We start from the raw sequence: 25,446 nt of genomic DNA, 5'->3' as shown, positions 1-25,446 counted from the left end.
TCTTTTTGTACTTAAAAAGGTGCGTGCAGATAAATTTTATTTAATACTAAATTTAATAGCTGTTTCAGACAGATCTATTGTATAAGTCGTATTTTCAAGGGGTCTCTTGGTCATTCCCTGATCGGTTGAATAAATAATTAAGCAAAGTTTGCTGCCAACAGGCATTGTGTAGTAGGTTGGCTGCAGCTTAAATTGTAAGTCATAAAATTCACCGGCTTTAATACTACTTGGCCTTTTCATATCCGCATAATTTTGCAGATTCATATGAGATTTGGTAATTAATTTAGCATGAGTCAGCTTATCCGGCATAAATTCTTGCAAGGAATCTAATTGAAAATGAAAGCCTAATTCTTGGCCACCTGGCATTAGGATTCTAGGAGTAGCTGTCAGCCGTTTACGATCGCCTATTTCAACTAAAGCTACAGAAATTTGACCTCTGTTAAGACTGGATGCTACCCGCATTCTTATTTCTGGTCGTCCAACTATTGTTACTGGATGAATAAATTCATCGGTCGTGAAGCGCAAACTTGCTTGAGCCCATTTCTTGTTGCCACAAATAAACTGGTATTGCCAGTCATTTTCAGAAATTTTGGCTTTTTTAAATTCGGTTCCGCCTACATCTGTGAAGGAAACTTTCTTTTCGCTACTTGTGTCCTTTGCTAATTCATTGTCATCAGCTGGGAAATAAACTGTTTCTTTTCCGCTATCATTGCTCCAATCCTCTTCTTCATGCCACTTATCTGCTTTTAGATTGTCCTGAACTAAGACAGTTGGCCATTGCTGATATGCGTTGTTTTCAAGACCTAATAGTTCATGAACCAGCCACAAATTCATCAGGTCGGTAAAATCAATTGAAACTAAATTGTTCATGTTATAGTGGGGACCTTGATGCAAGAAAAGATGATGTTCTACAGGAAGATTTTTGACTTTTTGCCAAATTTTGTAAACATTTTTCGGCTTGACATTCCAATCATTGAGACCGTGGACACTAATCCAGGAACACTTAATATTATTGGTATGATGACGATAATTGCGTTTTTCCCAGAAATCAGAATACTGGCCGGTTTTACGATCAGCTTTGTCTAATAAAATCTTTTGCATTGCGTCAAATTTAGGTTTGATCTTTAAGTAGTCTCCTGCATCCCATAAGTTGGACTGACAAGTTTCTGCCAGCATGTCTAGGTCTTCTCCTTGACATTCTTCTGGCGCTATTACTAATCCATGCTCACGATAATAATCATACCAAGAAGAAATGGCAGCTTCAGAAATAACCGTTTTTAAACCGGCAACACCGGTAGTTGCGATTGCTATTTGCAAGGTTCCTAAATAAGACCGTCCGGTCATCCCAATCTTTTTGTTGCACCAGGTAGCTTTGGTTTCATGTTGTCTGGATCTATCAGTGTAAGCAATTCTGTCCCCATGTAACCATTCAATTATTTCTTTTGCACTTTCGGTTTCTTCTGGTGCGCCGGTAATTCTGAGGCCATCACTGCCGCGGGTACCAATCGCTCCAGCAAAGACGCTGGCGAAGCCGCGAGCTAACATGTATTCGTTTAAACCGTAGGAAGATTTGCCAACGGCTTGTTCGACTGACTTATAAGACACAGTATCATTGTTTGGCTTTTGAGCTTTAACAATTGGAGCAGCTTGATATTGCGGATTTTCCCATTCTGTTGCATCACACAAATTTTCGTCAACGTTGTGGTTACGCTTTTCATTATCAATCATACCGCCAAAATAGGGACTAGCTGTGTATAATGCTGGTACAGGCATATTTTCACTTTCAATTGGTCGAAAAATGGTTGTTTGCAAGAGATCGCTCTTGCCGTCGCCATCAGTGTCAAGGTCACTTTCAACGTAAACTACTTCTCTGATTATTTTGCTGGTATCAAAAACTGGCATACTTTTGCCATTAAAATAGAGAAACTTATTTTTGGTAAATTGGCTTTTGCGGTTATAAAAATAGCCTTCACCCGCCATCACATCAATTAAAAGCTGTCCGTTTTTAGCACGAGTATTTAGTAAACGATAAAAGGCGCGGATGAGTGCTTGCTGATCATTAATATCTGCAATATAGGGCAGCGCCTGCTTTTTCATGAATTTTAGAGGATCTACCAGTTGATAATCGTACCCAACGTGGTACCCTAAAAGTTGCAAGGCCACGTTATAGAATTGGGGAGACAGTATTTTTACCGGATTGCCGTCTAAAAATTGCTTGAGTGTTTGTGTTTCTGATACAGCAAACTCGGCTAATTTTGCCTTTCGTGCACCCGCATCTTTGGGATCGACTACTGCCACTGCATTTGCTGTCAGTTCAGCTAAAAGTTCTGCAAAAGTAAGCTTTCCATAATCGGCTGGTAAAAATTTAATTTGTTGCAATTCTTTAACTTCTGTTTGGTAATCAGTTTTGACATAAGCGTATTGATTGTATTTCATAAAATTCTCCTTTTTGTATTATTTTACCTGTTATTAAGATCATTAGAAAGCCAGTTATTAAAATAAAAAAGAAAGAAGGTTTTAAAAAATCTTCTTCCTCTAATGTAAATCATAGCCAAACTTCTTGGTAGGTCTTTTCATTAAAACCGCAGGTCAGTTTTTCACCTTCAACCACCAATGGTCGTTTAATCAATTTACCATTTTTGGACATCATATCTGCTGCGGCGGCAATTGACATATCAGCTACCTGATCTTTGAGATGCAGTTTGCGGTAGTCTTGTCCGTGCGTGTTGAAAAAATACTTTAACCCGCGATCATGATGTTGGGTAAGCCAATTAATTAAGTCAGCTTTCTCGGGTGGTTGCTCTACCAAATCCTGAAAGTCAAATTTAACATTGTGCTCTGTTAACCATTTTTGAGCTGCTCTTGAAGTTGAGCAGCGCTTATAACCGTAAAATTTTATCATTTTCATGCTCTCCTTTGCTTAAATTATAGCAATGATGGCAAGCAAAAATACAATAATAAAAACATTTTTATAATTTAGGATGTATTATGTTAAACTCAGTGTATAGTTTTGAAATAAAATTTGGGAGTTGCAATTTTGCAAGAAATATTTGTTTATATTTATAATATTGCCTTTTTAGTTCTTTATTTATGGGTAATAAATGTTTCAGAATATGCTTATAAAACCACTAATAATAGTATTTTTTACTATGTGGGCCTGCTTTATGTAACGTTAATAATTGACAGTACGATAGCTTTTTCATCAGATCTGCTAAAAGTCACTAATAGTAATTACCAGATTGATACCAAAGCCTTTTATTTAATTAGAATTTTAGCATTTATAATAGGGGGAATTTGTTATGTTAAATTGATGTCCAGCATGATAAATAAGAAACCCCAAATTTTATACTATATACCTATTTTTGCTGTGTCCTTGTTAAATGTCGCTTTTGTGTTAAATTCTTATAGTGAACAAAATGCGGGAGTACTCCAAAGGAGTACCCAGGATGCTAGTATTTTATTTCTTTGCATAATTTATTTTTGTAACACTTTTAAATCAGATTCTAAAGGAAAAAATAGCAAGAAAAAATATTACGATCGTGCTGTAATATTAACTGCTATTTTTATGACGTTGTCATGCTTAGAAGGAATCTTATTTTTATTTTTGAACGATTTAAATCAAAATAGTTTTGTCATTTTAACCAGTTATATGAGAGTTATCGGTTTTAATGAAGATCTTTTTTCAATTATCCTGTCTTTATTAATTATTTGGTTTGCTAAAAGGGAAGAGGAAGAAGCAAATAAAAATAACTTAGAAATTTTAGTGCAGCAAAAAATGAATCAATATCAATCTATGCTTCACGAAAAGGAAAATGCCAGCGAAGAAAGTCAAGTTGTTGAATTCTGTAATTATTACAATATGACAAAAAGAGAATCAGAAATATTAAGACTAGTTTTAAAGGGAAAGAAGAATCAGGAAATAGCTGATGAATTGTATATTTCTGTAGGAACTGTGAAAACACATATATACAGCATTTATAAAAAATTAGCTGTTGATCGCCGCAGTCAGCTAATGCATGTTTTTATGGAATATAAAGAAAAATAAGCTAAAACTAATTGGGTAAATCTCAAGTTCAAGCATAGAGACTGGAAAATCATGTCACTGGTGAGTGATTTTTCAGTCTTTTTTCAGTTTTGCCAATATTTTATAGCACCGTTTTTTAGAGTTTTGGCATCTACTACTAAAGTTTAGTTTTTAAAATTGCTTAGTTGCAGCACATTTTATGCTTAAAATACAACGAAAGTTGATTGCATCATTACTCTTTTTTGCTTAATTTGATCTATGAATTTAATCCATAAATGGATCAAACAGAAAAGGAGAAAAAGTTATGGAGAAACAAAAATTGCCTGCTTATCGCTGGGTGATTCTAACGATTGTTAGTTTGTTGTGTTTTATTGCTAATTATATTCAGTTTCAGGTTTCAGCGTTGGCCACGATTATTATGCCTCAATTGCATATTACGACTGCTGAGTTTTCGGCTCTCTTAATGGCCCCAATGCTCGTAGCCGTTGTGCTCAGTATTCCGGCTGGTTCTTTAGGAGATAAATTTGGCTCTAAAAAGGTAATATCTGTGGGTTGCATTTTATCCATCATAGGTGCATTTGGCCGGTTTATTGCATCTAATTTTGCCATGATGATGATAATGCTCTTATTATGCGGTATTTTTATTTCACTTTTAAATGCCAACTTAATTAAAGTTTTGGGTACCTGGTTTAAGCAGGATACAGATGCTGCCATGGGTGTATTCTACGCAGCTTCATGTTTGGGAATAACTTTGGCTCAAATCACTAGTTCATGGTTTCCGTCTGTTAATGCCGCTTATATGTTTTCATCTATTTCATTATTAGTTTTAACTATTTGCTGGATAGTTTTTGTTCGTGATACTCCTAAAGGCGAATCATTGCCGCCAGCAGAACCGACAATGAAATATTTAAAAGTTGCTATTAAAAGTAAAAATACCTGGATTGTCTCAATTTGTGCTGGCTTAGGAATCGCCTCAACAACTGCTTATGCTGGTTTTTTACCGCAGGCGCTTAATTTAGGTCAACATATTAATAATTCAACAGCCGGAATTATGTCTTCTGTAGTTACTGTCGGTAGTTTCTTTGGCTCTTTAATTGGTCCAGCTTGGTGCAACAAGCTTGGTCGTTACAAGATGTTTTTGACCGTAACGACATTAATTGGTGCGATCGTAATGTACTTTACCTGGTATACACCAGCTGGTTTCTTTTTATGGGCCATGTTAGTAATTAATGGTTTCTTTACTGCAATTAGTGGACCAATAGTTCAAGCTATGCCAATACAATTTCCAGAAATAGGAGAGAAATATTCTGGTAGTGCTGGCGGAATAGTTGGTACAGTTTCAATGCTGATATCATATTTTATTCCAATTATTGTGTCCAAGATTGCTGGAAACGACTACGCTAAGAATCTGGGGATTGAGTCATTAATTTTTGGATTATCGATACTATGTATATTGGCGTTGCCTGAAGTTGGTAGTAAAGCAAAAAATAAATAGAAAGGCAAGAAAAAATGGAAAAAGCAGATTTCGTTTTAAAAGGATCAGCTATTTTTACTGGTGCTGGTGATAAGCCAATATCTGGTTGCGTTTTAATCAAGGGAAATCGCATCTTGAAGATCGTGCCGTTAGATAGAATGACTGGTTATATTGATGAAAAAACCACCGTGATTAATTGTGGTGATCATTTGATTATGCCCGGCTTTAACGATTCTCATATGCACATTTCGCTAGGTTCTGTTCAAAATGATCCGGACTTTTGCATTCAAATGATGAATTGTAAGAGTGAGGAAGAATGTGTACAAATGGTTAAATCATTTGCTGATTCGCATCCTGATAATCCTTGGATATATGGTACAGGTTGGTATGCAGAAGTTTGGGATAATCCTCATACTCCCTCAAAAGAATCACTAGATGCTTTAAATTTAGACCGTCCAGTATGTTTAAATTCATTTGATCTTCACTCAGTTTGGTGCAATTCCATAGCCTTGGACAAGATTGGCATTAAAAAAGATACGCCTAATCCTCAAGGTGGAATTTATGGTCATGACGAACAGGGCGAACTAAATGGTATTCTATACGAACCACCAGCAACAAAGGCCATGATGGACGAAGTTTTAAATGTGCCGACACTAAAACAATCTTTGCTGAAATGTCTGAAGCATTTTCGTGAATTAGGTATTACCTCAGTCGCTGATGTCTATCCTTCAGGACTAACAAATGACAATATCCCGGAAATATTTGATGAATTAGAGCAATCTGGAGAATTAACTACCAGAATTACATCATTTCCATCCTTGACAGATATTGCTGGTGCGAAAGAACTGAAGATAAAGTATCATACTAATAAGCATAGGGTTGCAGGATTAAAACAAGTTCTTGACGGTGTAGTTGAAGCTCATACTGCCTTTTTGAGCAAAGAATATGATAATGATCCTGGAAAATTTGGTGATACGTCTTTAACTCAGGATGAGCTCAACAAATATGTTCTAGCAGCGCAAAAAGAAGGGTTCCCTGTCAAAATACATACTATTGGTGATCAGGCAAGTACGATGGCCCTAAATGCATATGAATATGCTAAAAGTAAAACTGGCAAGTTAACTTTGCACAATTCCTTAGAACATATTGATATGATTAGACAAGACGACATTGACAGACTGAAGAGTTTAAATGTAATGTGTGCAGTTCAACCGCAACATTGCATTGGAGACTATATGAGTGGAGGATATTTGCCATGTATTGGTAAAGAGAGGTTGTCACACACTTGGCCATACCGTGAAATACTTGATGCGGGAAGCCATTTGGCTTTTGGTTCAGACTTTCCCGCTGTATACTCTGTAAATCCAATTTGGACAATTTATGCGGCTGTAACGCGTTGTGAACCAAATGAAGGTAAACCAGATGGAGGTTATTTCCCAGAACATGCAATTACTCTGACTGAAGCTTTGCAGGCTCATACCAAGTGGTCGGCCTATGCTGAATCTTTTGAAAATGAACTGGGAACTTTGGAGCCCGGCAAATTGGCTGATGTTATCGTATTAGATAGAAATTTATTTGACATTGATCCGCAAGAAATTCGCTTTGCTAAAGTTAACCTAACATTTTCTGATGGCAAGCTGGTTTATAAGCGCGATAAGTAAATTAAAACTAAAAAACTGATAGTTACCGATCATGATTGATAACTATCAGTTTTTGTTTGTTTTGAAATTAATTGAAATCTAGTTCAAAGTCTTTACTTGTAAAAAGATGTACTTTGCTATTAAAGAGGTAGTTCATCAATATGCCCAATGCAATTGGCAAAAAGAAGAAAAGAATCGCGATTAAAAGAATATTGAACAAATTTGCGGACCGATTAGCCATTGCCGCTATGGGACCGATTAAACCAGAAAAACCAAAGCCCGCACTCATTGGTGTTCCCTGAATTTGAAAGACTGCTCCTAAACCACCCATGATACCAGCATTAATTAAAAGTGGAATAAGTAATTTCGGATTAGTCATTAAATTAGCCATTTGCATTTTAGGAGAACCCAAGAAGTGAGCAATTGATGTCCCGAAATTATTGGATTTCCATCCAAAAACTGCTAATGCAAAGGAAACGGCAGTGATACCGAGATTAGCAGAGCCAGAAGCAATGCCGGAAATGCTGATTGCTGTGGCGATACCGACTGAAGAAATCGGAGAAACAATAAGCAGACCGAATACTATTCCCATCAGCATGCCCATAATAATTGGCTGCAAGTCTGTGAGTTTTTGGACTCCTAAACCGATTAAACTGGTGAGTTGACCAACAGGTATACGCGTCAGACAGCCGATTCCACCTGCTATTAGTAAAACTAAAAGGGGAACCAGTAAAATCGTGTATGCCTTTAATTTTTTACCAAAAAACAATACTAGTCCGTAAGCAATCATAATCGTAATCGCGGTATTAATAACATCACCACTGCCTGTTACAGTGACTTTACCATTATTCATCATGAAATTACCAGCGCCAGCTGTTGCCGCTAAAGCGATGGATGAAGTTTGAATAGGTGTCAATTTACCAGTCATGCCGACGCATACTGCACTAATTGCTGGTAACAACGCTGAAGCAAAGGTAGTTAAGGCTAAGATAAAACTTAGTTGTGGCATACTGGGTAAAAGAGCTTTTACCAGCTGGTTAATTAGGGCTCCCGGAATTAAGGCTACAACTATACCAGTTGATAAGCCGTTTAGAGTATCTAGCGTAATCTTTTTCAAAGTATTCATTTTACTCTCCTAAATAAAAACTCACACAGATGACGACAACTGTGTGAGTCTTCAGAGAAGAAAGTACTTAAGTCTTTGAACACACAATTGTCATGAAGATTGAACTGTGTGTCTAAGACAATGACAAACTAGGCACTCAGATCAAATAGCTGAAGTACCAGAAATAATATTTAACTTGCGGTTGATTAATTTTTTTAATTGCCGTCATAATCTTTACCTCTCATAAATATTTAAGCAATATCATAACTTAATAATAAATAAAAAGCAAGTCCTAATTTAATTTAATTTTAAAAAGTTGATACAGCAATTAATTAAGCAATTTAAAATTATCCTGCTTAAGTAATACAAGTAAGTTTATATTAAAATACTAAATCAACTTGATATTATATTTTTAATATTACTAGAGCTAGAAAACTAAAAAATTAAAAATAAATGCTTTGAATAACTCTTTAGTAACGACTAGAATATTCTCAAGTAAAATATAAATTTATTCTATTGTAAAAGAAAGAAGTGTTTATTATCACACTGTTTATTAACTGTATCAGTTTTTTGGGTGACTGGTTGCTATTCGCTTTTCCTCTATATCAGGGATTAATGGAGCTTTATGACTATGAATGGTTTTTAAAAGAATTTAATCAGTCAAGCAAAGCACAGCCTAAAATTTCTCCTCTTTACTGGATTATACCGATTGTCAAAATATACCTAGAAAAGAGACGAGCAGTCAAAATTCTAGGCAGTATTATCAAAAATGAATCGGATTTACGGACAGCTATGAGTTTTATTGACAAAGCAACTGCCTGGTATTTTGTTTCTCTTGGTGGCTGGTTAAAGATGGTATCTTCTTTATATGAATTTATCGGAGAACTTCATGAAGACAGTATATTGCTGCTAGTTGGCGGAACCATAGTTTTAACATTTTTAGGTATCTTTTCAGGTTATTACCGCTTGAATCCGAAGAGACAAAGAGTGTTGATTTCAAAAATTAAGAAGAACTAGCAAACAAAAAGAACTATAACAATTCAGTTATAGTTCTTTTCTGTAAGAGTTCAAACAAGTGTTAACTACTTATAACAAAATGATCCGGGTGAGATTCGAACCCACGACCCACGGTTTAGAAGACCGTTGCTCTATCCAGCTGAGCTACCAGACCGTCAGTTTTGCGTATTCCTGCGCAAGAACATTAACTATTATAGAGAAAAATTTTTGTAATTGCAACCAGAAATTGCGATTTTGTTTAAATAATTTTAAAGCAAGGTTGATGTTAGCAAAGAAGAGATTGTAAGATTAATATGTTAATTGTAGTTTGTAATCGGTATAATTAAAATAATTATTTTAAATGATTGGAAAAATTATGAAACATAAATTACTAAAATTTATCTGTCTCTTAAGCATGCTTCTAGTTAGTTTCAGCCCTGTACAAAAAGTAAAAGCCGATGTTGATTATGATATTGCTAAAAATATCACAAGCGCTAAAGTTAATCCTGATGGTTCTTTGTCGATGAAAAGGGCAATTACCTACCAATTCAATAGTCGAGCACATGGCGTTTATTACCGGCAAGCTTTAAATTCAAATCAAAAAATTGAAGACGTAAAAGTACAGGTAAAAAATGAAAATCAAAAGATACAAACAGTTAATAACTATGTTCTTAAAAAAATGAAGCGCGGATATCGCTTTAAAGTGTTTTATCCTATAAAAAATCACAGCCATTTTACTGTGACGTATTTTTATCGCATAACCAACGCCATTACTAATTATCGCGACATTGCTGAACTTAATTTTAAGATTATTGGTAATGGTTGGGACACTGACTTAGACTATGTCAAGGCCAGCGTTATTTTCCCTGGACCAGTTAGAGGACTGAAAGCCTGGGCCCACGGACCACTTGATGGCTACCTTAAAGTTAATCCGAAAAAAGGAAAAATTGTTATGATAGCTGAGAATCTTGCTGGCGACACCGGTATCGAAGTTCATACTATTTTCCCCTTAAGTATCACAGCCAAAAATAAAAATGTTAAAAATAAGAATCACCGAAAAGCAGTTATAGAGCAAGAGAAAAAATTAGCTCAAGCAACTATTAGAAATAGGCAGAAAAAAGAAAGAAGAAGTATTTGGCTAATAGCATTAGGTTTGATTGTCGGACTACTGGGAATTATTAAAGGCTTCAGAACAAAAGCAGCTGGTTTTAAGCCGCGCAAGAGTCGCGAATTGGCTCATAATTATGAAATACCTGATGTAGATCCAGTGTTGGCGCAAATTTTGGATACTGCTAAAAAGCCGGATAATAAGGCCTTTACGGCATACTTAATTAGCTTAGCAGCTAAGAAAAAGATCAAGATCGCAGATTTTAAGGTTCATCGTAAAACTTATTACCAAATAACATTGCTAGACAGAAGCATTCTTGATAATGATATTTTAATCAAAACCCTATTCAATAATATTGGTGATGGTAACCAATTCACGACACAAGAATTGAAAAAGTACCATGGTAAAAAGATTGGAAACTCTTTTGATACCTGGGCAACTAATTATTTTGACAGTAAAGAAAAACAAATATATTTACCTGATACGTTGACCAATAGTCGAGCTAAAGTTATTGGTATTATTATTTTGACGATGGCAGTGAGCTTTGCATCTGCGGTAATTGCATTAACAAGTTCTTTAAAATATCTTTTGATAATAGTTTTTGGTGAAGCTTTAATTCTGCTATTGAGTCTTCTTGCTTTAGTTTATAGTAATAAAAAGATTGGAATATACTCTGAAAAAGGCAAAAATGAAACTGAAAAAATACGTGGTTTCAAGAAAATGTTGAGAGATATCGGTAAGTTTAAAATGAAAGATGTCGGTGATCTCATACTCTGGGAAGATATTATGCCTTATGCCGTTGCTTTCGGTTTAGCAGATAAAGTCATGAAGGAAATGAAAATCGAATTCAGTGAAGAAGAGATTCAAGATAGTAATTATTTCTATTATGGTTTTATTTCAAACACGGGCAAAGACAGTTTTTCTGCCAACTTTGATTCTTGTTTTAGTGACGGTATATCTTCTGGTTCTAGCAGTTTCTCCAGTGGTTCATCCGGCGGCTTTGGCGGAGGTTCGGGTGGAGGAGCCTTCTAGTTTGGTTATTTGACTTAAAACCTGGCCTGAAGTTTGGCTTTTGTCTTTGCTATAATTAAGTAAATTTCTAAAAAGATAGGTAAAATGATGTTCGATTATCGCAACAATTTAAAAAGAATTCTTAATCAGACGGCGGGAGATGATAAGAGCTTAAAGAATGGGATAGCAGCAATTAAATTAATTTTGGGCATGACTGATGAGCAGACTGCAAAAGTAACAGCTAAAAATAATATCGAAGTTGATTTACAGCAACTTAATTTACTATTAACCAGCTTAGCCCAGTTAATTAAAAATCCTGGAGATATTGCCAGTAAGAACACAGCACTTTCGGCAATTCAAAAACTAAAGCTTGCTCCAAATATTAATAAAAAATATCGCCAAAATTTGGTCAACCTAAAGCAAGCAATTAATCTGCTGCAAACGCCTAAGGATATGATTGATAAAAAAGTTTTTGAAAAAGCCCTTGAAGTTCCCCAAAAGACTAAGAGAGATTATCGAAAGGGCAAACGCTATACAGTAATTCGATTGCTATCAGGCTGTGATTTAGTTAACGACAGCAACAGAAGAGTGTACACGTTGAAAGAGTCTCAAATTCATTCTTTAAACTTAAAAAGTGGTGATATAGTAGAGGCCGTTCCAGAAGATAAAAATTCACATTATGAAGCAACTATTTTACGCGTTGTTGGCTTTCGTGAATTGCCGTCTATGGAAGTTGATTCAATCTCAACATTTAAATATGCGGTAGTGCAAGGACGTGCAGGCCATTTAGCTATTACCCGCAATGCTCAAGGAAAGAAATTACGTGTTAATGGTAAGGCGGTTCTTCTTCCTGTTGATTCCAGTAAGTATTGGGATGAAAACATAAGATTAATTGATGGATCAATTGTTGACTTAGCTTGGTATGATGGCGATGTTCGTTTGAAAAAAAATCCGGAAGAAGCAATTCAAATTCGCTGGATTTATGAGCTTGAGCAACCGCAGAAGCCTAATAGCGCTAAAAAGAAAAAAAGTACTACTGCAGAAAAAGATGAGAATTTAGCTAAGCTGGCATTGGATTTACATTATCAACGAGTAGGCATTGCTATTGGCAATAACCAGAATGAAGCCATGCTGGAAGGGATAGTCAAAAGGTATAATGGCATACCTATCCCCATTGATGCTTTCCAAGGTAAGAAAAAAATCATGGAAAATCAGATCAAGGATCTGGATATAGTGATCTTGGTAACGGCATTTGCGGCTCATGACAGTACCTGGAATATCAGTGAATTTGCCAGTAAGTATCACATCAAATTTGCAGTTAGTTCAAGTAAAGGCTATCAAGCGTTTGAGCGGGCATTATACCGTGCAGAAAAGGGTTTGCCAGCGTATGAAGGTAATCAAACAATCAATTATCAGGTTGCCGACTGATAGTCGCAATAATTTTCTTTATAATTTCTTAATAATTTAAGAAATAAAGGTCAGCTTTGTGTTTTTGGCTCATGCAATTTTACTGCAGGTTAAATAGGAAAGCCCATATTTCTTGCATAATTTGGCATTTTTCCTGTACAATATTAAATAACAATTTTATGGAAGGAAGATGAGATGAAAACAAAAACGCAAAAGCATACTTGGCAATATTGGCTTTTTTTCTTAGCCGGTTTGGAAATAATTACAATATCAATAAATTTCTTTTACGCTCCAATTAATGTTGCTGCAGGTGGTTCTACAGGAATTTCAATATTGATTGATGCTGTTTGGGGAATTAACCGCTCTTTTTCAGTATTTGTGGTCAATGCTCTGATGCTTATTTTAGCTGCCGTTTTTTTAGGTAAAGAAACTTTAAAAAAGGTGGCTTTAGGCAGCCTTTTAGTACCTGTGTTAATGGCAATTACACCTAGTTTTAAACTGACTTCTAATAATATGCTTGCAGTTATCTATGGCGGGGTCTTAATGGGTGTTGGTGTTTCAATGCTATATCGCATTAACGCTTCGTCCGGTGGGACTACGATCCCACCTTTGATTATAAAAAAGTATTTTTATATTGATCCCGCGCTGTCATTGATGGTTATCGATATGTCCGTCATTTTTCTGAATATCTTTGTTGATGGCACTGAAGCCTTTCTGCTGGCAGCTTTTTCTCAGGTAATTACTACAATGACTATGCGTTATACAGAAACTGGGTTTGATAAAAAATATCAGGTGCGCATTATGAGTAACAATAAGTTGGAAGAAATTCGTCAAATGTTGCAGCAGGATTATGATGGCTTGACCGTTTACAATGTCGTAGGTGGTTATAGTGATCAGGATAAGCAACAGCTGGTGATTGTTGTTGATACTAACGAATATGGTCAGCTAGTTGCTAAAGCTCGTAAAATTGATAGTGAAGCATTTATCGTCACTGAAAACATTGCCAAAGTGCATGGTGGTAAATGGCAAATTTAAACCTTATTTAGCAGATAAAGAAGACATTTTTTATTGCTAATTGAACCTGATAGTAGTATGATGTAGTAGTTGTATTTGTGGGTTCCTCCACATCTGCAACCGCACATTTTGAGGTCATAAGTCTTGGCTAGAGCACCTCAATTGGCGAGTCTAAGTAATTTTTGGAGGGTAGTAAATGTACGCAATTATTAAAACCGGTGGAAAGCAATATAAAGTTGCTGAAGGCGATAGTGTTTTTGTTGAAAAGCTTGATGCTGCAGAAGGTAAAGAAGTTACTTTTGATGAAGTAGTTCTTACTTCAGACGGCAAGGACGTTAAAGTTGGTACACCGTTAGTTAAAGGTGCTAAAGTTGTTGCTAAGGTTGAAAAGCAAGGTAAGGAAAAGAAAGTAGTTACTTTCAAGTACAAGCCTAAGAAGCACTCACATTCAAAATATGGTCACCGTCAACCTTATACTAAGGTTACAGTTGAGAAAATTGAATTAAACTAGAGGTGAAATAATAATGAATATTTTAAATCTTAAATTATTTGCCCACCACAAGGGTGGAGGTTCTACTGCCAACGGACGTAATTCAGCAGGTCGTCGTTTAGGCGCTAAGGCTGCTGATGGCCAAACTATTCACGCTGGCTCAATCATTTATCGTCAACGTGGAACAAAGATTCACCCTGGTAAAAATGTTGGCCAAGGTGGAGATGACACTCTGTTTGCTTTGGTAAATGGTGTAGTTAAATTTGAGCGGAAAGACAAGTACAGAAAACAAGTTTCTGTTATTCCGGTTGAAGAAGAAGCTAAGTAATTTAGTTCTTAAACCAAAAGACGAAAAGCATATGCTTCTCGTCTTTTTTCTGTTTTATTTAAAAAAGTAATGATGTGATGGTATTGTATATCCCTTTAGGGTTAAAATTGAGGTAAAAGTTTGATACACAGGAGAATACAAGCATGACTGAACAAAATGATTTATTAACATTAATCAACAGGCGCATACAGAAAGTAACCGAACTAATTAAAGAGCGTGATGCCGATGGCTTGCTGATTTTTAATCAAGCTAATTACCGTTATCTTACCAATTTTACTGGTGAAGAAGCACAATTAATTTTAACTGCTGAAGGGGAGCGGATATTACTGTCGGACTCACGCTTTAATGACCAGATTAAAGCTGAAGCTCCGGGCGAAATTGACGTAGTAATGAAAACGAAAGATCAAGACGTTGAAATTACTAATCAATTGCAAAAAGCTAACTTGCAAAAAGTTTTAATCGAAGGAGAATTTGTTTCGGCGGTTGAATTCACGAAATTGCAAAAACTAAACCCGCAGGTTGATTTTGAGATTTGTGAAGAGTTAGTAGAACAAGTCCGCAACGTCAAAGACTCCCTTGAATTAGAAACATTACGTACAGCCATTAACATTTCGATGGATAGTTTCAATGAAATTTTGCCTTTAATCAAACCAGGGGCTGTCGAACGGAAAATAGGGGCTAAATTAGATTACTATTTTAAAGTCAATGGCGGTGATGGACCGAGTTTTGATACCATTATTGCTTCAGGTGTACGTTCTGCTTGGGCTCATGGTGTTGCCAGTGATAAAATGATTGAAAATGGCGACATGGTTGTAATCGATTTTGGTGCATTTTACCACGGTTATGCGGCTGACATTACCAGGACTGTTGCGGTTGGCAAAGTTGATCAGGAAATGCATAAAATTTATAAAATCGTCCACGAAGCGCAAAGACGGGGCATTGAAGCTGCAGTTGCCGGCAACCACGGTTCTGATGTTGATCGAGCAGCCAGAAGCTATATTACTGAACAAGGATATGGCCAATATTTTGGCCACGGAATAGGTCATGGTATAGGACTTGAGATACATGAACTTTGTCAGCCGGCTCTGCCTTTTGGTAAACAAGAACTAATTAATAACATGGTTCATACAGTTGAACCAGGAATTTATTTGCCAAATAAGGGTGGTGTCAGGATCGAAGATGACATCTTAATCAACGATAACTGTCCTGAAACACTATCAACTTTACCTAAAGACGACTTAATTTCTTTGTAAAAGATAAATAATAATTATAGTAAAATCGCTTACTAATTGGTAAGATAATATTATGGAGATGAGGTACTCAATATGACAATGATTTCAGTTAATGAGTTTAAGAATGGTTTAACTATTAAGTATAATAATGACTTATGGCGAATTGTTGAATTTCAGCACGTTAAGCCTGGTAAAGGTAGCGCTTTTGTTCGGTCAAAGTTAAAGAGTTTGAACACAGGTGCAGTGCAGGAATACACTTTCCGCTCAACCGCTAAAGTTGAAACTGCAGAAATAGAGACCAAGGCTATGCAGTACTTGTATAATGATGGCTCAAGTTACGTTTTTATGGATACAACAACCTACGATCAGCTGGCAATTCCTAATGAACAAGTAACAGACGAAGCTAAATTCTTAAAGGAAAATATGAACGTCAGTGTAATTATGCATGATGGTAAAACATTAGGAATTCAATTACCGAACACTGTTGAATTGACGGTTACCAAAACAGAGCCTAATATTAAGGGAGATACCTCATCAGGTGGTGGTAAGCCCGCAACAATGGAAACGGGTCTTGTTGTTAACGTACCTTTCTTCATCAATGAAGGAGACGTTTTAGTAATTAATACGGTCGATGGTACATACGTATCTCGCGCAAATAAATAATTTTTCGAGGTAAAAAAATGGCAGATAGTTCAAAAATTGTCTTAGATGATAAAAATAACGGTGAAGAAATTGAAATTGATCCTAGTGTTCTTGAAGTTATTATGGGGATTGCTGCCGAAAAAGTGGATGGAGTTGCCGAAATGCACGGTAACGTCAAATCTGGAATCAATCGCGTTTTAGGTAGAGAAAACCATGGCAAAGGCGTCTCTGTTAACATTGATGACGAACACAATTTAACCGCCGATGTTTACGTTAGCATTGAGGCAGGAAAAAATGTGCCTCAAATAGCAACGAACTTGCAGAAGTCTTTGAAACAGCAGGTTTTACAGATGACAGATTTAACTCTTAGCGAAATTAACGTGCATGTTACCGGTCTAGAATTCCCAGATGAGGAAGAAGAGGATGGTAGTGGTACTTCACAACTGTTTTCTGACATAGATGAAAAGGGTAAAAATGAATCAACACGAAAGTCGTAGAGTCGCAATGCAGGCCGTTTATTTAGCAAATCAAGATCTTAAATATACGGCTAGTGAAGTTGAAGCCAAAACTGTTGCAATGCTTGATTTGAAAGAACTTCCTGCTTATTCTAAAGAAATAATTGAAGGAGTAATTCAAAAGCGGGATGAGTTAAAAGGTGAATTAGCCGGTTTTTTAAAGAAAAACTGGCGGATTAACCGTATTAACCAAATTTCGCTGGCCATCTTGGAAGTTGCTCTGTATGAAATAAAATACAGTAAAGAAATTGAGCCAAAAGCTGCAGTAAATGAGGCTTTGAACTTGTGTGATGAGTTTGCTGATCCCAAAGATAAGCCATTTATTAATGGTATGTTGGCAAACTTTGTCTAAAATATCTTATAGTCGGCTTTAGGCCGACTATTTTTTTAGAAAAGGAAATGACAATAATGGGGCAGCTTTTGGACGGCAAGCGCTTGGCTGATATACGTGCTCAAAAATTGCAAAAGCAAGTCTGCGAATTAAAATCACTGGGGGTGCAGCCACTATTTTGCGTAATTAATATTGGTAATGATCCCAGTAGTAAAATTTACCTCAAAACTAAAAAAAGAAGAGCAAATCAAATAGGCATAGAGCAAAAACTGTTTCAATTACCAAGTGCGATAACGCAGCAAGAACTATTAAAATTAATTAAACGCTTGAATAATGAAAAAGCCGTCAATGGCATCATGATTCAATTACCTGTACCACAGCAGATTAATTTAAATGAAGTTTTAGCAGCTATTGATCCTGAAAAAGATGTTGATTGCCTGACACCTGCAAACATAGGACGTTTATGGCAAGGGGAACATTTTGTTGAACCTGCAACAGCTCATGGCATTTTGGCTTTACTAGACTATTATCACATTACTTTGAAAGGTAAAAATGCGGTAATTATAGGTAGAAGTAGTATTGTAGGCAAACCGTTAGCTGCATTAATGCTTGAAAGGGATGCAACAGTTTCAATTTTACATTTAAAAACAAAGAATTTGGCAGAATATACCAAAAGAGCTGATATTCTGGTGACAGCAACTGGACAAGCCAATTTAGTCACTGCTGAAATGGTCAAAAAAGATGCAGTTATCATAGATGTGGGTATCAGTCGTGTTAAAGGAAAAACTGTCGGTGATGTCGATTTTGCTCAGGTAGCTCCTTTGAGCAGCTTTATTACCCCGGTGCCAGGGGGAGTTGGGCCTCTTACAGTTGAATCTCTTATGGAACAGGTTGTCCAGTTAACAAGGAGAAATTATGGAAAGTGATAAATATCTCACAGTTTCAGACCTAAATTACTATATAACGCAAAAGTTTAAAAACGATCCTTACTTACATAAAGTATTTCTTCAGGGTGAATTGTCTAATTTCCGTTATCGCCGTAATTCTCACCAGTATTTTTCACTAAAAGATGAAAAATCTAAAATTAATGTAGTAATGTTTCGTTCATATTTTGCTAAAGTAAAGTTTAAGCCTGAAGAAGGAATGAAAGTCTATGTAACTGGTTACGTTAGTGTTTATGGTCCACAAGGTTCTTACCAGTTTTACGCAGAATCGATGGAACCGGCGGGATTAGGAGCCTTATATGAACAACTGAAACAGTTGCAAAGAAAACTAGCAAATGAAGGATTATTCGACCAAAAATATAAAAAGCCCTTACCTCGTTTTCCTGATTATATTGCCGTTGTAACCAGTGCTTCTGGCGCCGTGGTCCATGATATTTTAGTGACGGTTAACAGGAGGTTTCCACATGCAGAAGTTGATTTGTTCCCCGCTCAAGTCCAAGGAGATTCTGCTGCAGATTCATTAATATCTGCTATGAAGCAAATAGCTCAGTTTAAAGACAAATATGATGTCATGATAATTGGTCGTGGCGGTGGTTCACTTGAAGATTTATGGCCTTTTAATGAAGAAGGGGTAGTACGACAAGTGTTTGCCATGAAAATGCCGGTTATTTCTTCAGTAGGTCATGAAACGGACACCACATTATGTGATTTAGTTGCGGATGTGCGCGCTGCCACTCCCACGGCAGCTGCTGAATACGCTACTCCTAATTTGGCAGATGAATTAATTAATATTCGTCAAATGCAGAATAGTCTTGTTTCTAGTATGCAAAATACAATCAGAATTCGGCGTGATACTTTAAATCGTATTAATAATTCTGTTATCATGCGAGAACCTACACGACTGTATGATGAACAGGCACAAACATTAGACCTTTTGCGAGATAATTTACATAATAATATGGTGCGTCAATTAGAACGCAGAAGACAAAGTTACCAGTTGGAAAAGCAAAGACTGCTTGCAGTCAGTCCTGGTAAAAAAATTGCAGCGTTATTGCAACAAACAGATTTTTATTATCAGAGATTAGTTGCTAATACCAAGCAATGTTTACAAGTAAAACGCAATGCCCTAAGTCAGACAGGGCAGCAACTTAATGATTACAGTCCTCTCAAAACTTTGGACAGAGGTTATGCTTTTGTGACTGATAAACAAAATAAAACTGTTAGTTCTATTGCTCAAGTTAAAATAAAAGATGAAGTCAGACTGCATTTCAAAGACGGACAAGCGACAGCAATAATTGGTTCAACTAGGAGAGAAAAAAATGGCCACTAAGAAAAATAATTTTGAAGCAGAATTAAAAGAATTGCAGACAATTGTTAATAATTTGGAAAACGGTGATATCCCACTAGAAGATGCTCTTGAGCAGTTTCAAACAGGTGTCAAATTAAGCCGCAATTTGAATAAAAAATTAACTGAAGCTGAAGAAACAGTAGCAAAATTAATTGAGAGTGATGGTACTGAACGCAAGCTTGACCCCAATGATGCTGCTGCACCTGAAAAATAAAGAAGAGTAAAAATGACATTTAATGAATTCAAAGCAACATGGACTCCAGTAATAGATAACTTTTTAAGAGAACATCTTGAAAGTGAAGTTACAGATAAAAAAATAAGTCAAATCATGTCATATTCAGTTATGGCTGGTGGTAAAAGGCTGCGTCCCTTACTATTTTTAGCAACTTTGGCTGCACTGAAAGCCAAAATTAGTGACAACGAAATAAGAATCGCGTGTGGAATTGAATTAATTCACACATATTCATTAATTCATGATGACTTACCCGCGATGGATAATGATGATTTTCGTAGAGGAAAATTAACAAGTCATAAAAAATGGGGTGAAGCTGAAGCAATTCTTGCTGGGGATGCACTATTACCAATGGGAATTCAGTGGATCGCTCAAGGAAGCAACTCGGCAAATTTAGTGAATATTATTACTAAAGCAGTGGGTCCCAATGGTATGGTTGGCGGTCAGTATTTAGATATTGACTCTACAAATAATGAAAGTGTCGCTCATAATTCTGAATTTATAAATAAGATGGAATGGTTAAAAACGGGCTGTTTACTCAGAGCATGTGTTGAAATGGCAGCAGATTATGGTCATGCAAATATGTCCCAAAGAAAACAGCTTCTCCAATTTGCTCATGCTTTTGGTCGTTCATATCAAATTTATGATGATTTAGTTGATGTGGTCGAAACTAGTGAAGAAGCAGGTAAGAAAACGCATAAAGATTCCGAAAATGGTAAGAATAATACCCTAACTTTACTTGGAGTTGCCCAAAGCCGTGAAGAGTTATCTGCTCTAATTAATGAAGCTCAGCAATCTTTAAAAAATATTGACTCACATGTTTTAGCAGGATTTCTGGATTTATATAAAAAGGTATTGTAATGGTAAAAAAGAGAGCGGATATTTTATTAGTTCAGCAAGGATTATTTCATTCGCGAACTCAGGCTCAGCGAGCTATCATGGCTGGATTAGTCTCTGATCATAATCATCAGAGAATTGATAAGAGCGGTACCAATTTTCCGGTTGATGAAATATTTTATATCAAAAAAAATGATAAGAAGTATGTCTCTCGCGGAGGTTTTAAGCTTGCAAAAGCCCTAAAATCTTTTCAGATTGATTTAACAGATAAAATCTGCCTTGATATTGGTGCTTCTACTGGCGGTTTTACAGATGTGGCTTTACAGAATAAGGCTAAACTCGTTTACGCACTGGATGTTGGCTATAATCAACTTGCATGGCAGCTGCGAGATGATCCTCGTGTAATTGTGATGGAAAAACAAAATTTTCGTTATAGTCAGCTAAGTGATTTCACTCACGGACAGCCCGAATTTGCGATGACAGATGTTTCTTTTATTTCGCTTGATTTGATTATGCCGCCGATGTTTCAGATCTTAAAAGATGGTTGTGATGCAGTTTGTTTAATAAAACCGCAGTTTGAAGCAGGTCCACAGCATGTCGGCAAGCACGGAATAGTCCACGACCACGCTGTTCATTGCGCTGTCATTAAGCATACAATTGAAAAAGCCAGAGCAATTGGATTTAATGTTTTTAATCTTGACTATTCACCGATAAAAGGTGGCAAAGGTAATATTGAATTTTTAATACATTTACAAAAAGAAGAAAAAGATGGCGGAAAATTGTTATGGTCTGGGACCCCGGAAGAAGTGGTTGCTCGGGCTGTTGCCGATCTTTAGGAGAAAGAAATGTTAGTTGAACTGGATATTAAAAATTTTGCCATTATAAAAGCATTGAAGGTTCGCTTTCAAGAAAATATGACTGTCTTAATTGGTGAAACTGGTGCTGGGAAATCTATTATTATCGATGCAGTTTCTTTATTAATGGGCAGCCGTGGTCAAAAAGAAATGATTCGCAGTGGTGAGAAAAAGGCTGTTGTTACAGGCTTATTTGAAGTTGACCATGTGACTAAAAAAATTACTGCAATTTGTGAAAAATATGGTATTCCCAATACAGACAACCAATTGATTATCAGCAGGGAATTAGCTGCTAAAGGACGCAACATTGTTCGAATAAACGGTCAATTAACCACAATTAATGTTTTGCGAGAGTTAGGTAATTATCTGGTTGATATTCATGGCCAAAATGACCAGCAGATTTTAATGGATCAGGATAGACAAATCGATTTAGTGGATAATTACGCGTCAAATGATTTTAAACAAGAACTCTCACTTTATCAATCAAACTTTAAAAAATGGCAAAAATTAACAGCGCAAATCAGTCATTTGCATAAAAATGCACAGGAAATGGCGCAAAAGCAAGATATTTTGTCCTTTCAAAATGATGAACTATCTAAGGCTGACCTGAAAGACCCTCATGAAGATGACCAACTTGAAGAAGAATATAATGAATTAAATAATTATCAGAAAATCGTTGATACAGCTAATTATTTAATGCAATTATATGATGACGAGGATCACGGTATTGAAACTTTAATAGGTAATGCTCAAAGTGCCGCAAATGAACTCACAGAGTATGGTGCAAAATTTAAAGATATTGCCAAGACAATTGATGATGGGGTTTTTGCTTTAAGTGATGCGCGCAGTGAATTATCAAATGTTCTTGACGAAATGGACTTTGATGAGGAAAGATTTCAATATGTTTCCAGCAGGTTAGATTTGCTTAATTCACTCAAGAAAAAATATGGTCCTACATTAGAAGATGTTTTTGCTTTTTACGATAAAATTCGCGCTGAATTGGGTCAATATGAAGTTGGCGGACTTGATGAGGAAAAACTGCAAAAGCAGCTCAAAACTCTGGAACAAGAGCTTCAGGCTGAAGCAAAAAGTCTGCATGACATGAGAAAAAAAGTAGCTGCGAGTTTGGAAAGCAAAATCAAGCAGGAATTAGCAGATTTATATATGGCTAAGGCCCGCTTTAGTATAGATTTTGCAACGACCAAAACTTTTACTAAGAATGGTACAGATAATATTGTCTTCTTGATTGCACCAAACCCGGGTGAAGAATTAATGCCTTTAGTTAAGATCGTATCAGGAGGAGAACAATCCCGTTTGATTTTGGCGCTAAAAGCAATTTTTAGTAAAGTTGAACCAGTGGGAACAATGATTTTTGATGAAATTGATACTGGCGTCTCCGGCCGCGTTTCCGCGGCAATTGGTCAAAAATTGCATTCAATTGGTGAAAATAAGCAAGTTATTGCCATTACCCATTCACCGCAAGTGGCAGCTGCAGGTGATCAAAAATATTTAGTTGCCAAAAAAGTCAAAGATGGCGCTACTTATACACAAATTGGGCCTTTAACCCAGGAAGAAACAATAACTGCAATCGCAGAAATGATGGCTGGTAGTGACGTGACGCAAGCAGCTAAACAAAATGCTAAGGATTTGATGAGGAGCTTTAAAAGAAAAAAGAAATAATAGTGAAAGGGAAAAGAATGGAAGTTGTTGAAAAAGTTACTTTAAATAACGAGGAGACTAAACAGGCTGCTGGTTTAAATAAAAGAATAAATAAAGCTGATCATACCTACTCTAATATTTATTTAAGCAACAAGTACAACTATTTTGGTGATATGCCAACATTTGTCTTAGCTTATGAAGGACAAAAGTTAATCGGTTTAACAATGCTTTATGCTGATGATGGTCCTGCTGAAGAAGTCGAAGTTAACTTAGTAGTTGATCCTGAATTTCGCAGACACCACGTTGCTAGCAAAATGTGGAAACGTGCCAAACATATTTTGTTGCAATATGGTTATCATAAGTGGGAATTTCCAACAGAAAAAGCTTTTTTGGCAAAGAATCCGGAATTTTTAACCAATTGCAAGTTGACTGCAGTGAAAGAAGATTCAGATTATTATATGCGGACTGAACAACCTTTGCCACTTGATAAAGCAGATAGATTAAACCAAATTCTAGCAGTTAAGCCGTTAACAAAGAACTATATTGCTCAAGTTGCTAAGGCTCACAGCAATGCTTTTGGAGAAGCAATTGCCACATCTACTAAATATGTTAAAAATGCGTTGGCAGATAAGAATACTACAAGCTTTATTTTATTAAAAGGTAATGAAGTTGCTGGTTATTGTGCTGTGGATCATGGCGATAACGAAGATTACTTTTTTGGCTTGTTTATTGATAAGCCATTTCGCGGACAAGGTTTTGGTACATTTTTTATCAAAAAGATGATTGCAATTTTGCAAAAGGAAGGCAGCAGAGTTTTTGCTTTAAATGCTGATGTTGAAAATAAAGCGGCTATTCATATTTATGAAAAAGCTGGCTTCAAAATACTAAGCGAAACACTGTATTTAAAAAGCCAAGAATCAAATTGATTCCTGGCAATAAATTATTTTAGTAAAAATTGACTATTCAAGATCAATTCTGAAAATATTATCAATATCAATAATCTTTATAATCTTTTTATTTACTGAACGCAAAATAAAACGCCCTGCAGAAATACGGTTGATAATTTGTCCGATTTCACTTGTTCCATCCTGATAACTGATTAGCACATATGAGCGTCCAAGTAGAGCTCTATTAAGCTCAGCTAAAATTTCATAATTATATTGGCTGTAAATACTTAATTTTTCATCGTCATAATCAAAAAAATAGTGACAAAGTTTTTTTAGTGAATTTTTCATCAAACCATCCCTTGTATTTTACCGAACATTTGTTTGACAACTTATATTATAAGAACATCTGTTCTAAAAAACAAGTATTAAATTTAAATTTTTTTGTTGGTTAAAAATACCATGACTTGAAAATATTATCATTTTAGTGCAAACTAGATACAATAGCTTTTCATAAGGGAGTTTGGCATGACAGAAAAAGGTTTGTTACTTGTCCTTTCGGGTCCCTCGGGAGTAGGTAAGGGTACCGTTAAAAGTGCAATTGTGAAGAATAAGGTTTTTCCATTTGAATATTCCGTGTCCATGACCACCAGACAGCCGCGACCAGGAGAGATCAATGGTAAAGATTATTTTTTTGTTACTGAGGAACGATTTAAGCAGGCAATCAGTCAAAATGAACTTTTGGAGTATAATCAATATGTGAACCATTTTTATGGCACTCCTAAGGCACCAGTTGCAAAAATGCTTGATGAAGGTAAAGATGTTCTGCTGGAAATTGACGTTAATGGTGCCCAAAAAGTTAGACAAGAAATGCCTGATGGGGTGTTTATTTTCCTAACGCCGCCTGATTTGCATACATTACATACCAGGTTGGAAAATCGTGGTACTGAATCAGAAGATGTGATTATGGGTCGAATAAGGCAGGCCCGTCAAGAAATTCTGGTGATGCAGGATTATGATTATGCTGTTGTCAATGATACAGTTGCCAATGCAGTTGATCATATCAAGGCGATTGTTGAAGCTGAACATGTTAGTGTAAAACGTGTCATTGATACTTATCGCAAAATGGTTAAGGAGGACTAAAATGAGAGTTACATATCCATCTATTGATAAATTGTTGGCACAGGTTGATTCAAGATATTCTTTATCAGTTCTTGCGGCCAAAAGAGCACATGAATTGGAAGACGGCGACCCTGAAGCTTTAAAAAGCTACAAATCACAAAAGCCAGTTGGTAAAGCTTTAGAAGAAATAGAAGCTGGTAAAGTTACCGTTGATCCCAGTCATCGCGAGGTTAATCAGTAATTAATAAA

At 36.1% G+C, this 25,446-nt stretch carries 26 protein-coding genes, 1 tRNA gene and 1 other annotated feature; of the genes, 22 read left to right on the top strand and 5 right to left on the bottom strand.

All coding sequences use genetic code 11. The features are described 5' to 3' along the window. Positions 1-36 precede the first annotated feature (36 nt). A complete protein-coding gene (locus tag Q0R51_RS03640) occupies positions 37-2,436 on the bottom strand; it encodes a Xaa-Pro dipeptidyl-peptidase (protein WP_294756753.1) in 2,400 nt (799 codons plus the stop codon). 109 nt (positions 2,437-2,545) lie between these two features. Then, positions 2,546-2,902 carry an arsenate reductase family protein gene (locus Q0R51_RS03635; RefSeq protein WP_294756751.1) on the bottom strand — a complete coding sequence of 119 codons (357 nt, stop codon included), beginning with the start codon at positions 2,900-2,902 and terminating at the stop codon, positions 2,546-2,548. Between the two features lie 135 nt (positions 2,903-3,037). Here Q0R51_RS03635 and Q0R51_RS03630 point away from each other — a divergent pair, with 135 nt between their 5' ends. The 3 genes from Q0R51_RS03630 (at position 3,038) to Q0R51_RS03620 (ending at position 7,159) form a co-directional block, all read left to right on the top strand. Next, a complete protein-coding gene (locus tag Q0R51_RS03630; RefSeq protein ID WP_187157509.1) occupies positions 3,038-4,045 on the top strand; it encodes a LuxR C-terminal-related transcriptional regulator in 1,008 nt (335 codons plus the stop codon). Between the two features lie 283 nt (positions 4,046-4,328). Continuing rightward, positions 4,329-5,519, top strand: a complete 1,191-nt coding sequence (locus tag Q0R51_RS03625; RefSeq protein ID WP_294756747.1) for a nitrate/nitrite transporter — start codon at positions 4,329-4,331, stop codon at positions 5,517-5,519. Positions 5,520-5,533: 14 nt separating this feature from the next. Beyond that, positions 5,534-7,159, top strand: coding sequence for an amidohydrolase (locus Q0R51_RS03620; protein ID WP_294756744.1), 1,626 nt, complete (start codon positions 5,534-5,536; stop codon positions 7,157-7,159). A gap of 67 nt (positions 7,160-7,226) precedes the next feature. Here Q0R51_RS03620 and Q0R51_RS03615 read toward each other — a convergent pair whose 3' ends face one another. Beyond that, entirely contained in the window at positions 7,227-8,264 is a 1,038-nt protein-coding gene (locus Q0R51_RS03615) for a PTS transporter subunit IIC (protein WP_110446246.1), read from the bottom strand. Positions 8,265-8,774: 510 nt separating this feature from the next. On the opposite strand from Q0R51_RS03615, the gene Q0R51_RS03610 reads away from it, so the two are divergent. Beyond that, positions 8,775-9,260: a hypothetical protein gene (locus Q0R51_RS03610; RefSeq protein WP_052724654.1), complete on the top strand. Its 486-nt coding sequence runs from the start codon at positions 8,775-8,777 to the stop codon at positions 9,258-9,260. A gap of 80 nt (positions 9,261-9,340) precedes the next feature. Here Q0R51_RS03610 and Q0R51_RS03605 read toward each other — a convergent pair. Beyond that, positions 9,341-9,414: transfer RNA gene (locus tag Q0R51_RS03605), tRNA-Arg, on the bottom strand. Between the two features lie 201 nt (positions 9,415-9,615). Here Q0R51_RS03605 and Q0R51_RS03600 point away from each other — a divergent pair. The 16 genes from Q0R51_RS03600 (at position 9,616) to Q0R51_RS03525 (ending at position 24,117) form a co-directional block, all read left to right on the top strand. Further along, a complete protein-coding gene (locus tag Q0R51_RS03600; RefSeq protein WP_294756740.1) occupies positions 9,616-11,379 on the top strand; it encodes a DUF2207 domain-containing protein in 1,764 nt (587 codons plus the stop codon). Between the two features lie 87 nt (positions 11,380-11,466). Beyond that, positions 11,467-12,786, top strand: a complete 1,320-nt coding sequence (locus Q0R51_RS03595; RefSeq protein ID WP_294756847.1) for a DUF2325 domain-containing protein — start codon at positions 11,467-11,469, stop codon at positions 12,784-12,786. Positions 12,787-12,960: 174 nt separating this feature from the next. Beyond that, positions 12,961-13,800: a YitT family protein gene (locus Q0R51_RS03590; RefSeq protein ID WP_294756738.1), complete on the top strand. Its 840-nt coding sequence runs from the start codon at positions 12,961-12,963 to the stop codon at positions 13,798-13,800. An 87-nt stretch (positions 13,801-13,887) separates the two neighbouring features. After that, positions 13,888-13,962: a sequence feature (ribosomal protein L21 leader region), on the top strand. A gap of 13 nt (positions 13,963-13,975) precedes the next feature. Continuing rightward, on the top strand, positions 13,976-14,290 hold the full coding sequence (gene rplU, locus Q0R51_RS03585) for a 50S ribosomal protein L21 (protein WP_046332289.1): 315 nt from the start codon (positions 13,976-13,978) through the stop codon (positions 14,288-14,290). 13 nt (positions 14,291-14,303) lie between these two features. Then, positions 14,304-14,597: a 50S ribosomal protein L27 gene (rpmA, locus tag Q0R51_RS03580; protein WP_038523172.1), complete on the top strand. Its 294-nt coding sequence runs from the start codon at positions 14,304-14,306 to the stop codon at positions 14,595-14,597. Between the two features lie 143 nt (positions 14,598-14,740). Then, positions 14,741-15,850, top strand: a complete 1,110-nt coding sequence (locus Q0R51_RS03575; RefSeq protein ID WP_294756734.1) for a Xaa-Pro peptidase family protein — start codon at positions 14,741-14,743, stop codon at positions 15,848-15,850. Between the two features lie 72 nt (positions 15,851-15,922). Beyond that, positions 15,923-16,492: an elongation factor P gene (gene efp / locus Q0R51_RS03570; RefSeq protein ID WP_046325073.1), complete on the top strand. Its 570-nt coding sequence runs from the start codon at positions 15,923-15,925 to the stop codon at positions 16,490-16,492. Between the two features lie 17 nt (positions 16,493-16,509). Then, on the top strand, positions 16,510-16,968 hold the full coding sequence (locus Q0R51_RS03565; protein ID WP_046325072.1) for an Asp23/Gls24 family envelope stress response protein: 459 nt from the start codon (positions 16,510-16,512) through the stop codon (positions 16,966-16,968). After that, positions 16,946-17,338 carry a transcription antitermination factor NusB gene (gene nusB / locus Q0R51_RS03560; protein ID WP_294756732.1) on the top strand — a complete coding sequence of 131 codons (393 nt, stop codon included), beginning with the start codon at positions 16,946-16,948 and terminating at the stop codon, positions 17,336-17,338. Before Q0R51_RS03565 ends, nusB begins: the two co-directional genes overlap by 23 nt. A 56-nt stretch (positions 17,339-17,394) precedes the next feature. Continuing rightward, positions 17,395-18,243 carry a tetrahydrofolate dehydrogenase/cyclohydrolase catalytic domain-containing protein gene (locus tag Q0R51_RS03555; RefSeq protein ID WP_294756730.1) on the top strand — a complete coding sequence of 283 codons (849 nt, stop codon included), beginning with the start codon at positions 17,395-17,397 and terminating at the stop codon, positions 18,241-18,243. Continuing rightward, the gene (xseA, locus tag Q0R51_RS03550) at positions 18,233-19,591 is read left to right on the top strand and encodes an exodeoxyribonuclease VII large subunit (RefSeq protein ID WP_294756728.1); all 1,359 of its coding nucleotides are present in this window, start codon (positions 18,233-18,235) and stop codon (positions 19,589-19,591) included. Before Q0R51_RS03555 ends, xseA begins: the two co-directional genes overlap by 11 nt. Beyond that, entirely contained in the window at positions 19,581-19,823 is a 243-nt protein-coding gene (locus Q0R51_RS03545) for an exodeoxyribonuclease VII small subunit (RefSeq protein WP_046325068.1), read from the top strand. Before xseA ends, Q0R51_RS03545 begins: the two co-directional genes overlap by 11 nt. Positions 19,824-19,835: 12 nt before the next feature. Then, the gene (locus Q0R51_RS03540; protein WP_294756726.1) at positions 19,836-20,702 is read left to right on the top strand and encodes a polyprenyl synthetase family protein; all 867 of its coding nucleotides are present in this window, start codon (positions 19,836-19,838) and stop codon (positions 20,700-20,702) included. Next, complete coding sequence (locus tag Q0R51_RS03535; RefSeq protein ID WP_294756724.1) at positions 20,702-21,514, top strand: TlyA family RNA methyltransferase; 813 nt, start codon at positions 20,702-20,704, stop codon at positions 21,512-21,514. Before Q0R51_RS03540 ends, Q0R51_RS03535 begins: the two co-directional genes overlap by 1 nt. Before the next feature lie 9 nt (positions 21,515-21,523). Beyond that, positions 21,524-23,212, top strand: a complete 1,689-nt coding sequence (gene recN, locus Q0R51_RS03530) for a DNA repair protein RecN (RefSeq protein WP_294756722.1) — start codon at positions 21,524-21,526, stop codon at positions 23,210-23,212. A 17-nt stretch (positions 23,213-23,229) separates the two neighbouring features. Beyond that, positions 23,230-24,117, top strand: a complete 888-nt coding sequence (locus Q0R51_RS03525; protein WP_294756720.1) for a GNAT family N-acetyltransferase — start codon at positions 23,230-23,232, stop codon at positions 24,115-24,117. Between the two features lie 33 nt (positions 24,118-24,150). Here Q0R51_RS03525 and Q0R51_RS03520 read toward each other — a convergent pair whose 3' ends face one another. Next, complete coding sequence (locus Q0R51_RS03520; RefSeq protein ID WP_046325063.1) at positions 24,151-24,426, bottom strand: hypothetical protein; 276 nt, start codon at positions 24,424-24,426, stop codon at positions 24,151-24,153. Positions 24,427-24,603: 177 nt separating this feature from the next. On the opposite strand from Q0R51_RS03520, the gene gmk reads away from it, so the two are divergent. Together gmk and rpoZ are read left to right on the top strand one after the other, a co-directional pair. Beyond that, positions 24,604-25,218, top strand: a complete 615-nt coding sequence (gene gmk, locus Q0R51_RS03515; RefSeq protein ID WP_294756718.1) for a guanylate kinase — start codon at positions 24,604-24,606, stop codon at positions 25,216-25,218. Between the two features lies 1 nt (position 25,219). Next, positions 25,220-25,438, top strand: coding sequence for a DNA-directed RNA polymerase subunit omega (gene rpoZ / locus Q0R51_RS03510; RefSeq protein WP_110446232.1), 219 nt, complete (start codon positions 25,220-25,222; stop codon positions 25,436-25,438). Positions 25,439-25,446 lie beyond the last annotated feature (8 nt).

It is taken from the genome of uncultured Lactobacillus sp. (assembly GCF_946477725.1).
Lineage (GTDB): Bacteria > Bacillota > Bacilli > Lactobacillales > Lactobacillaceae > Lactobacillus.
The sequence above is the reverse complement of the archived record's forward strand: the minus strand, read 5'-3'. Positions and strand labels throughout refer to the sequence as shown.

What these genes read in the sequence shown, in the direction of transcription:
- Q0R51_RS03535 (WP_294756724.1), top strand. Translation starts at nt 20,702, where the DNA reads ATGGTAAAAAAGAGAGCGGATATTTTATTAGTTCAGCAAGGATTATTT.
- Q0R51_RS03615 (WP_110446246.1), bottom strand. Translation starts at nt 8,264, where the DNA reads ATGAATACTTTGAAAAAGATTACGCTAGATACTCTAAACGGCTTATCA.
- Q0R51_RS03545 (WP_046325068.1), top strand. Translation starts at nt 19,581, where the DNA reads ATGGCCACTAAGAAAAATAATTTTGAAGCAGAATTAAAAGAATTGCAG.
- Q0R51_RS03635 (WP_294756751.1), bottom strand. Translation starts at nt 2,902, where the DNA reads ATGATAAAATTTTACGGTTATAAGCGCTGCTCAACTTCAAGAGCAGCT.
- nusB (WP_294756732.1), top strand. Translation starts at nt 16,946, where the DNA reads ATGAATCAACACGAAAGTCGTAGAGTCGCAATGCAGGCCGTTTATTTA.
- recN (WP_294756722.1), top strand. Translation starts at nt 21,524, where the DNA reads ATGTTAGTTGAACTGGATATTAAAAATTTTGCCATTATAAAAGCATTG.
- Q0R51_RS03525 (WP_294756720.1), top strand. Translation starts at nt 23,230, where the DNA reads ATGGAAGTTGTTGAAAAAGTTACTTTAAATAACGAGGAGACTAAACAG.
- Q0R51_RS03575 (WP_294756734.1), top strand. Translation starts at nt 14,741, where the DNA reads ATGACTGAACAAAATGATTTATTAACATTAATCAACAGGCGCATACAG.
- xseA (WP_294756728.1), top strand. Translation starts at nt 18,233, where the DNA reads ATGGAAAGTGATAAATATCTCACAGTTTCAGACCTAAATTACTATATA.
- Q0R51_RS03590 (WP_294756738.1), top strand. Translation starts at nt 12,961, where the DNA reads ATGAAAACAAAAACGCAAAAGCATACTTGGCAATATTGGCTTTTTTTC.
- rpoZ (WP_110446232.1), top strand. Translation starts at nt 25,220, where the DNA reads ATGAGAGTTACATATCCATCTATTGATAAATTGTTGGCACAGGTTGAT.
- gmk (WP_294756718.1), top strand. Translation starts at nt 24,604, where the DNA reads ATGACAGAAAAAGGTTTGTTACTTGTCCTTTCGGGTCCCTCGGGAGTA.
- Q0R51_RS03540 (WP_294756726.1), top strand. Translation starts at nt 19,836, where the DNA reads ATGACATTTAATGAATTCAAAGCAACATGGACTCCAGTAATAGATAAC.
- rpmA (WP_038523172.1), top strand. Translation starts at nt 14,304, where the DNA reads ATGAATATTTTAAATCTTAAATTATTTGCCCACCACAAGGGTGGAGGT.
- Q0R51_RS03565 (WP_046325072.1), top strand. Translation starts at nt 16,510, where the DNA reads ATGGCAGATAGTTCAAAAATTGTCTTAGATGATAAAAATAACGGTGAA.
- efp (WP_046325073.1), top strand. Translation starts at nt 15,923, where the DNA reads ATGACAATGATTTCAGTTAATGAGTTTAAGAATGGTTTAACTATTAAG.
- rplU (WP_046332289.1), top strand. Translation starts at nt 13,976, where the DNA reads ATGTACGCAATTATTAAAACCGGTGGAAAGCAATATAAAGTTGCTGAA.
- Q0R51_RS03520 (WP_046325063.1), bottom strand. Translation starts at nt 24,426, where the DNA reads ATGAAAAATTCACTAAAAAAACTTTGTCACTATTTTTTTGATTATGAC.
- Q0R51_RS03640 (WP_294756753.1), bottom strand. Translation starts at nt 2,436, where the DNA reads ATGAAATACAATCAATACGCTTATGTCAAAACTGATTACCAAACAGAA.
- Q0R51_RS03595 (WP_294756847.1), top strand. Translation starts at nt 11,467, where the DNA reads ATGTTCGATTATCGCAACAATTTAAAAAGAATTCTTAATCAGACGGCG.
- Q0R51_RS03600 (WP_294756740.1), top strand. Translation starts at nt 9,616, where the DNA reads ATGAAACATAAATTACTAAAATTTATCTGTCTCTTAAGCATGCTTCTA.
- Q0R51_RS03555 (WP_294756730.1), top strand. Translation starts at nt 17,395, where the DNA reads ATGGGGCAGCTTTTGGACGGCAAGCGCTTGGCTGATATACGTGCTCAA.
- Q0R51_RS03625 (WP_294756747.1), top strand. Translation starts at nt 4,329, where the DNA reads ATGGAGAAACAAAAATTGCCTGCTTATCGCTGGGTGATTCTAACGATT.
- Q0R51_RS03620 (WP_294756744.1), top strand. Translation starts at nt 5,534, where the DNA reads ATGGAAAAAGCAGATTTCGTTTTAAAAGGATCAGCTATTTTTACTGGT.